The organism is Rhodococcus sp. NPDC127527 (assembly GCF_042672245.1).
GTDB lineage: Bacteria > Actinomycetota > Actinomycetes > Mycobacteriales > Mycobacteriaceae > Rhodococcus_G.
In genome coordinates this window covers 116,836-124,279 of the sequence record NZ_JBHXVP010000002.1, presented here as the reverse complement: position 1 = coordinate 124,279, position 7,444 = coordinate 116,836, and the positions used below count along the sequence as shown (strand labels likewise).

The window sequence follows — 7,444 nt, the reverse complement described above, 5'->3', positions numbered from 1 at the left end:
CACAGCGGTTCCCACCACCACGGCCGTCCCGACCACCACAGCGGTCCCCACCACCACAGCCGTCCCCACCACCACGACCGTCCCGACCACCACAGCGACCCCGACGACCACAGTCGCCGCGACCACGACTCGGTCGACCACGACAACCCGGCCTGCGGGCGTTGTGGGGATTCCGCCTGTCATGCCACCCGGACCGCCTCCGGCACCGCCCGTCGTCCCGGCACCTCCGGTGGTCGGTGCGCCTGCCCCCGGCGCACCCGGTACCCCCGGCGGGCCCGCTGCCCCCGGCGGGCCCGCTGCCCCTGGCGCACCCGAGGCACCAGCAACCGTCGGCGCACCCGGCGCGGCGAACACGCCCGCCGGCGCGCCGGCTCGGTCCGGATCCCTGACTGAGCGTGTGGTGGCCGCCGCACCACCCGATCTGCACGTGTCATCCCGCACCGGTGACCCCGACGCCGACACCGTGGAGTTGGCAGCATCGACCCGCCGCGGCGGGGACCTCGGTGCCGCCGCGGCCGGCGTGAGCGCTGTCCTCCTGGCCGCGGGCGCAACGGGATTCGCGAGTTTCCGGAGCGCACGCGCCACCCGCACCCGGCTCAATCTCGCCCGGGCCGAGTTCTTGGGACCCGCCTCCTGATGGCGGCTACAGACGGCACCTCGCGTCCGGTGCGCTCGCACCGCCGTGTTCTCGCGGCAGTCGACGCTGTCCTGGACATGGCGGCTCAGACCCACGCGGTCACCATCGAGGACATCGCCCAGGCGCTCGCCGCCTCGCGTCGACGCCCGATCGAGATCGAGATCGCAGACCTCGGACCCGGTGTCTGGGGGCAGCGCCGGGAGTTCCCCGACCACGACGAGATCGTGCTCGCACGCAGCCTCCCCAGTATCGACCGCACGCTCGCCCACGAGATCGGACACATCGTCTTCCGGCACCCCGGCGCGGCGATCTCCGAGACCACCCTCGCCGCCGACGACGACCTGATCGCGTACATGCTGAGCCAGCGGGCCGCGGTTTCGGCGGACCTGACCGCCGAGTCGCTGCACGAATGGGAGGCCGAGGCGTTCGCGGTGCGACTGCTGCAGCGGCTCGGGCATTTCGAACGCGACCAGAACTGGCGACCGTTGCTCTGCTACGACGAGGCCCTCGGATGATCACCTGGCTGACAGCCCTCGTCTGCTCGACCGCCGTCGGGGCCCGGATCGGGCGACTGACGGTCCGCCCGCCCTCTCTCGCCCGGGTGTCGATCGCGATCGCGGCCATCGCGGTCACCGCTGCGGCAACGATCCGGACCTCCACCGTCGCCGAGGTACTCGACGGATGGCACTCCGACGCCGCAGCCACGAGCTTCGAGATCTGCTGGATCGCGTTCGGTGCGGCCACCGCCCTGATCGCCACGGCCTCCTTCCCCCGGCTCAGCAGGGGCCCGCAGTGGCCCCTTCCGACGGTCTTCGCGGCGGTCGCGATCGCGGTCACGGCGAACGAGCTCCGCGGACCCGACCATCACCGGTTCACCGACTTCTTCCTCACCGCGACGTCGACGTTCGCGGTGGTCGCGGGGCTCCGCTACGTGCGCTGGAACCCGCTTGGACGAGCGATCGGGCTGTTCTGCGCGGGCAGCCTGGTCGTCGCGGGCATCGGCCTACGCGCGTTGGCCGACCCGGATGGGCAGCACCTGGCGCCCCAGACCGCATGGTGGTCGGTGGCCATCGTGGTGATCAGCGCGGCGTGTTCATCCGTGATGATCGAGGCATGGTGGCGCGCCCGACTCGACCTCCGCCGGACCCGCCGCCTGTGGATCGCGCTGACGGCCGCCCACCCCGAACTGCTCGACACGGACTACCGGTCCGCGACCGCCACGCTCACGGCCAGCGACCGCATGTCCCAGATCCTCGACGGGCTCTATCTGCACGCGGGCGCCGGGATCTTCCAGCCCGAACCGACCCCGCCCCCCGCGAGCCTGCCCGAGCACGCCGCGGCCGTCGCCGGGTGGCTGCACCGTCGCGACGCCGAGCCGATCGACCCGGCTTGGCTCGCCGCACCCGACTCGGTCAGCGATCGCCGATGGATCGGCGCCGTGTGCGCCGCGTACAACTCCCCCGGCCAATCCGCCGTCTGAGGTCCGTCGTGCGATAGCGTGCCTCCGTGAGTGCTCGTGGACGAACCCGACTGGCCCTGATCGCCGCGGCAGCGATCGCGCTGGTCTCTGTGCCGGTGGCCGCGGCCCAGCCCACGCCCGCGGACCCCTCCGCCGGCACCACCACCAGCGCCCCGTTCAGCACCCCGAACACCGACAGCTGCCCGAACCGGAGCGTCCCACCGCAGGCGATCGACCAGTCCGAGGTGCCGGCGCCCGGACAGCAGGCACCGGCCCCGCTGCCGATCCCGGACGACCCTGTCGGCGGCAAGCGTCTCGGCGAGTGCGGCGCGATCACCGCCTCCGGCACACCCCCGCTGCCCGCCGACATTTCCGCGACCGGCTGGGTGCTCGCCGACCTCGACTCCGGCAAGGTGATCGCCGCCAAGGATCCGCACGGGCGGTACCGGCCTGCCAGCACCATCAAGATGCTGCTCGCGCTGGTGGCACTCGACGAGCTGGATCTCGACAAGACCGTCGTCGCCACCGCCGACGACGCGAACGCCGAGGGCAGCGCCGTGGGACTCGGCAAGAACGGGCACTACACCAACCGCCAGCTGTTCCAGGGGCTGGTGATGGCGTCGGGCAACGACGCCGCCCACGCGATCGCCGTGCAGCTGGGCGGCCTCGACGCCGCCGTCGCGAAGATGAACGCGCGCGCCCGTGCGCTGGGCGCCCTCGACACCCGGACCGCGACTCCGTCCGGCCTGGACGGACCCGGGATGTCCAGCTCCCCCTACGATCTCGCGGTCATCTTCCGGGCGGCCATGCGCAACAAGACCTTTGCGGACCTGGTCCACACCGAGACCGTGCAGTTCCCCGGGTTCCCGAAGGACCCGACCAACCCGGACGACGTGGACCATCCGCCGTTCACCCTGTCGAACGACAACAAACTGCTCTACAACTACGACGGCGCCCTCGGCGGCAAGACCGGGTACACCGACGACGCTCGTCAGACCTTCGCCGGGGCCGCGGAGAAGGGTGGGCGCAGACTCGCGGTCACCCTGATGGCCGGCGACGTCAAGCCGATCCGGCCGTGGGAGCAGGCCGCCCGACTGCTCGACTACGGCTTCGCCCTGCCCGCGTCGACCTCGGTCGGCACCCTGGTCGAACCGGACGGGGACGCGGCCGCGGCGGTGACCCTCGCCGCACCACCGGACGAGCAGTCCCAGCGAGCGACGAGCGCGGTCAGCGCGTCGGCCGCGAATTCCGGCGGCACCAACCGGGTGTCCGGGACGACGGTCGCCCTGATCGGCGGCATCGTCATCGGTGTGCTGCTGCTCGCCGCGCGCCAGCTGCAGCGACGCCACCGCTGACCGCGGCCGACCGCAGTCGGCTCAGCGACGGTCACGTCGACGCCGGAACAACCCGCCGAGACCGAGCGCGGCGACCGCACCCGCACCGACCAGCGCAATCGCCTCGGCAACGGTGGGACCGGTCGACGGCGGCGCGGTGATCTCGATGACCGCGGGATCCGGCGGCGGAACATAGGCTCGACGCACGTTCTCGCGCGCCGTCGCGGCCCATGCGGTGGAGAAGAGCACGAGGCGGGCGGTGAAGTAGACGAACACGAGCAGACCGATGATGGGACCGAACGCGGAACCTGCCGGGCCGCTGGTGACCGCCCTGAGGTAGATCGCGCCGAGCCGCTTGAACACCTCGAATCCGATCGCGGCGAACAGTGCCGCGCGGGCCGCACTGCGCAGTGTGATCGGCTCGCGGGGCAGCCGCGCGATGACCCACGCGAACAGCGCCCAGGTGGCCGCGATCGCCAACAGGGAGGACAGCACCTGCACGGAAGTCTGCACCCACCCGAGGTGGTCGATGCCCAGCCAGTCCAGCACCGTGCGGGTGACGCCGCCGTCCGCGAGCACCGACAGCCCGATCGACACCACGACCGCGAGCAGCAGACCGACCAGCTTGGTCAGGTCGACGAGTTTCGTGCGCACGAAGCCGGTGCTCGGGTGCCGCTGGTCCCACATCGCGCTCAGCGCCTCGCGCAGGTTCGCCATCCACCCGAGACCCGAGTAGGCGGCGACGAGCAGACCGAGGACACCCACCGTCCTGCGGGCGGCGATCGCCGAGTCGATGAGCTGGTTGATCTGGACGCCGAGGTCCCCCGGCATCGCCTTGGTGATCGAGTCGTGGATCGTCGTCAGCAGGTCGGGGTGCTCGACCAGGATGAAGCCGGTCACGGCGAACGCGACCATCAACAACGGGAACAGCGCGAACACACTGAAGTACGTGATCCCGGCGGCGAAGTAGTCGCCCTTCTGCTGTTGGTAGCGCCCGCCGGCCCGGATCAGGTGGTCCAGCCACGGGCGTGCCGCACGTTGACGCTCGAGAAACGCCATCAGGTCCGGCACCGACGGTTCACCCCTTCTGCGGAAGGAACCCCACCTTGTCATACACGGTGGCCAGCGTCCGGGAGGACACCTCGCGGGCCCGCTCCGCGCCCGCGTCGAGGATCCGGTCCAGCTCGGCCGGATCCGCGAGGTAGCCGTCCACCTTCGCCTTGAGCGGGGTCACGAACTCGACGAGAACGTCCGCGGTGTCGGATTTCAGGTCGCCGTAGCCCTTGCCCTCGTAACCCCGCACCAGGTCGTCGACGCTCCGGCCGGACAGCGCCGACTGGATGGTCAGCAGGTTGCTCACGCCCGGCTTGGCCTCGCGGTCGAAGCGGATCTCACGCTCGTTGTCGGTGACCGCGGACCTGATGCGCTTGGCCGAGATCTTCGGGTCGTCGAGCAGGTTGATCAGTCCGGCCTCCGAGGCCGCGGACTTGCTCATCTTCGACGTCGGGTCCTGCAGGTCGTAGATCTTGGAGGTGCCCTTGATCATCTGCGCCTCCGGGATCACGAACGACTTGCCGAAGCGGGTGTTGAACCGCTGCGCCAGGTCGCGCGCCATCTCGAGGTGCTGGCGTTGGTCCTCGCCGACGGGCACCCGCTGCGGGCGGTAGAGCAGGATGTCGGCGGCCATGAGCACCGGGTAGGTGAACAGGCCGACGGTCGCGGCCTCGGTGCCCTGCTTGGCCGACTTGTCCTTGAACTGGGTCATCCGGCTCGCCTCACCGAATCCTGTGATGCAGTTGAGTACCCACGCGAGCTGAGCGTGCTCGGGTACCTGGCTCTGCACGAACAGCGTGGACTTGGCCGGGTCGATGCCCAGGGCCAGCAGCTGCGCGGCGGCCACCTTGGTGCGCTTGCGCAGCTCCTTCGGGTCCTGCGGGACGGTGATCGCGTGCAGGTCCGGGATGAAGTAGAAGGCGTCGAACTCGTCCTGCAGCGGGACCCACTGGGCCAGCGCGCCGAGGTAGTTGCCGAGGTGGAACGAGTCCGCGGTCGGCTGGATGCCGGAGAGCACCCGGTGCCGGGTGGTGGGAGCGGAGGGTGCGGAACCAGGTGCAGACGATTCGGAACTCGACATAGCACCGATCCTTTCATGCCTCCAGGTGGGCCGGACCGCCGCGGGTGCCCGGCCAGCGTCGCGCCAGATCGCCTGCCGCACCCGCCTCCGCCTGCAGGATCAGCCGGACGTCGGCGTCGTCGAGAGCCTCGGCGAACCAGCCCAGCTCCCCCGGCGCGGACCCGAGCAGGGCGTCGGCGTCGCGGACCACGACCACCAGCCCGCGCGAGTCCCCGAGCCAGTCCGGGCTGTCGCGCAGACACTCGTCGAAGGCGTCCTTGTTGCCGCCGAAGTAGTACGGGAACTGCAGGGCCGCCGCGAACTCGTCGAACACCGCCGAGACGGTCGGCATCTTCGTGCCGCGCACCAGTCGGACGGTGTAGCCGGCCCGGGTCAGCGCGAGCGCCGCGTTGTCCGCGGCGCGCGTGATGCCGGACAGCACCCCGGCCGGGTTGGTGGGGTCGGTGACGAACTCGGTGAGCGTGGTCATCAGCGCATCCTCGCGAAGCTGGTGTAGTGGTCGGCGGTGTACCAGGCCGATCCGTTGCTACCGGTGACTATCCGCTCCGCGTCGCGGGTCTCGCCGCGTTTCTTCGGGTTCACGTCCCACTCGCGGTAGGCAACCTTGACTCCGGCCGGGTCCGTGCGCGGCAGGGTGCCCTCGCGGTTCTGCCAGGTGTCGCCGCCCCTGGTGCCCGGTGCGTTCGCCGACCCCGGCCAGCGACCGGCGTCGATCTCGGCGAGCGTCGCCCAGGCCGCCTCCGTGATCGCCGCGGGGACCACGCCCCGCGGCCCGGCGGTCACTTGCGCCGCGGTTCGGCTGACCGGGCCGGCCGAGGAGGTCACGGGCGCGGACCCCGTCACCGCGGTCGTCGACGAGCTCGTCGACGCGGACCCCGAAGCGTCCTCCGCCGTGTGCGGACCGCCCAACACGTATGCCAGCACGCCCACCAGGACGACCAGCAACACTCCGACGACGATGCGCGAGCGCGTCCCCAGCCGGTTCATCGGTACTGCACCGTCACCGGCGCGTGGTCCGACCAGCGCCGGTCGTAGGACTCGGCGCGCTCGACCACCGCCGCCTTCGCCCGTTCGGCGAGCGCCGCTGTGCACACCTGGTAGTCGATGCGCCAACCGGAGTCGTTGTCGAACGCCTTGCCCCGGTAGGACCACCAGCTGTACGGGCCGGGCAGGTCGGGATGCAGCTCGCGCACCACGTCGACCCAGCCGAACTCGCCGAACACCGAACCCATCCATGCGCGTTCGTTCGGCAGGAACCCGGAGTTCTTCGTGTTCCCCTTGTGGTTCTTCAGGTCCAGCTCGGTGTGCGCGATGTTCCAGTCCCCGCACACCACCACGTGCCGGTCCGCGGCGAGCGCCGCCGCGGCCGTCGCGGCGAGGTGACGGCCGAACGAGTCGAGGAAGCGTTCCTTCTCCTCCTGACGCGCGGTACCCACCTCGCCGGACGGCAGGTAGAGGCTGGCGACCGTCAGCTCGTCGAAGTCGGCTTCCAGATACCGGCCCGCATCGGCGAACTCGTCGTCGCCGTGCCCGACGCGGACCGCGTCGGCGGGCCGGCGCGAGAGCACCGCGACGCCGTTGCGACCCTTCGCCGACGGCTCCGCCGAGGCCAGATGCCAGCCTCCGTCGAGGGCGGGCGCCAGCGTGGCCCGCAGTTGCTTGTCGTCGGCTCGGGTCTCCTGCAGGCAGATCACGTCCGCCTCGGTGGCGTCGACCCACTCGAGCAGCCCCTTCTTGGCGGCGGCGCGGACGCCGTTGACATTGACCGTGGTGATGATGTGCGGCACGGCAGGAACCGTAGCCGACCGGCCCGACACAACCCCCGTCGCTTCGCTCGCCCGCCACATCCCCCGTCGCTTCGCTCGCCCGCCACATCCCCC

The 7,444-nt window shown here is 71.2% G+C and carries 10 protein-coding genes; 4 read left to right on the top strand and 6 right to left on the bottom strand.

Annotated features, from left to right (window positions below):
- Positions 1–183, bottom strand: a 183-nt coding sequence (locus ACFVH2_RS03570; RefSeq protein WP_378475688.1) for a hypothetical protein, incomplete at its 3' end; no start/stop codon positions are given.
- Between the two features lie 244 nt (positions 184–427).
- Between ACFVH2_RS03570 and ACFVH2_RS03565 the strand changes: the two genes are divergently transcribed.
- From ACFVH2_RS03565 to ACFVH2_RS03550, 4 genes are read left to right on the top strand one after another with little or no spacing between them, the layout of a single operon-like run.
- The gene (locus tag ACFVH2_RS03565; protein WP_378422327.1) at positions 428–637 is read left to right on the top strand and encodes a hypothetical protein; all 210 of its coding nucleotides are present in this window, start codon (positions 428–430) and stop codon (positions 635–637) included.
- Positions 637–1,152 (top strand): hypothetical protein, encoded by a 516-nt coding sequence (locus tag ACFVH2_RS03560; RefSeq protein WP_378422325.1) that lies wholly within the window; start codon positions 637–639, stop codon positions 1,150–1,152. The genes ACFVH2_RS03565 and ACFVH2_RS03560 overlap by 1 nt, the downstream gene beginning before the upstream one ends.
- Positions 1,149–2,117 (top strand): hypothetical protein, encoded by a 969-nt coding sequence (locus tag ACFVH2_RS03555; protein ID WP_378422324.1) that lies wholly within the window; start codon positions 1,149–1,151, stop codon positions 2,115–2,117. Before ACFVH2_RS03560 ends, ACFVH2_RS03555 begins: the two co-directional genes overlap by 4 nt.
- 26 nt (positions 2,118–2,143) lie before the next feature.
- Positions 2,144–3,451: a serine hydrolase gene (locus tag ACFVH2_RS03550; protein ID WP_378422322.1), complete on the top strand. Its 1,308-nt coding sequence runs from the start codon at positions 2,144–2,146 to the stop codon at positions 3,449–3,451.
- Between the two features lie 21 nt (positions 3,452–3,472).
- Here ACFVH2_RS03550 and yhjD read toward each other — a convergent pair whose 3' ends face one another.
- Genes yhjD through ACFVH2_RS03525 form a run of 5 tightly spaced genes read right to left on the bottom strand, consistent with a single transcriptional unit; the run spans position 3,473 to position 7,351 of the window.
- Positions 3,473–4,501, bottom strand: coding sequence for an inner membrane protein YhjD (yhjD, locus tag ACFVH2_RS03545; RefSeq protein ID WP_378422320.1), 1,029 nt, complete (start codon positions 4,499–4,501; stop codon positions 3,473–3,475).
- A 7-nt stretch (positions 4,502–4,508) separates the two neighbouring features.
- Complete coding sequence (gene trpS, locus ACFVH2_RS03540; protein WP_378422318.1) at positions 4,509–5,564, bottom strand: tryptophan--tRNA ligase; 1,056 nt, start codon at positions 5,562–5,564, stop codon at positions 4,509–4,511.
- Positions 5,565–5,577: 13 nt separating this feature from the next.
- Positions 5,578–6,033, bottom strand: a complete 456-nt coding sequence (locus ACFVH2_RS03535) for a barstar family protein (protein ID WP_378422317.1) — start codon at positions 6,031–6,033, stop codon at positions 5,578–5,580.
- On the bottom strand, positions 6,033–6,551 hold the full coding sequence (locus tag ACFVH2_RS03530; RefSeq protein WP_378422316.1) for a ribonuclease domain-containing protein: 519 nt from the start codon (positions 6,549–6,551) through the stop codon (positions 6,033–6,035). Before ACFVH2_RS03530 ends, ACFVH2_RS03535 begins: the two co-directional genes overlap by 1 nt.
- Positions 6,548–7,351: an exodeoxyribonuclease III gene (locus tag ACFVH2_RS03525; protein ID WP_378422314.1), complete on the bottom strand. Its 804-nt coding sequence runs from the start codon at positions 7,349–7,351 to the stop codon at positions 6,548–6,550. The genes ACFVH2_RS03530 and ACFVH2_RS03525 overlap by 4 nt, the downstream gene beginning before the upstream one ends.
- Between the last annotated feature and the right edge of the window lie 93 nt (positions 7,352–7,444).

What these genes read in the sequence shown, in the direction of transcription:
- ACFVH2_RS03560 (WP_378422325.1), top strand. Translation starts at nt 637, where the DNA reads ATGGCGGCTACAGACGGCACCTCGCGTCCGGTGCGCTCGCACCGCCGT.
- ACFVH2_RS03555 (WP_378422324.1), top strand. Translation starts at nt 1,149, where the DNA reads ATGATCACCTGGCTGACAGCCCTCGTCTGCTCGACCGCCGTCGGGGCC.
- trpS (WP_378422318.1), bottom strand. Translation starts at nt 5,564, where the DNA reads ATGTCGAGTTCCGAATCGTCTGCACCTGGTTCCGCACCCTCCGCTCCC.
- ACFVH2_RS03535 (WP_378422317.1), bottom strand. Translation starts at nt 6,033, where the DNA reads ATGACCACGCTCACCGAGTTCGTCACCGACCCCACCAACCCGGCCGGG.
- ACFVH2_RS03530 (WP_378422316.1), bottom strand. Translation starts at nt 6,551, where the DNA reads ATGAACCGGCTGGGGACGCGCTCGCGCATCGTCGTCGGAGTGTTGCTG.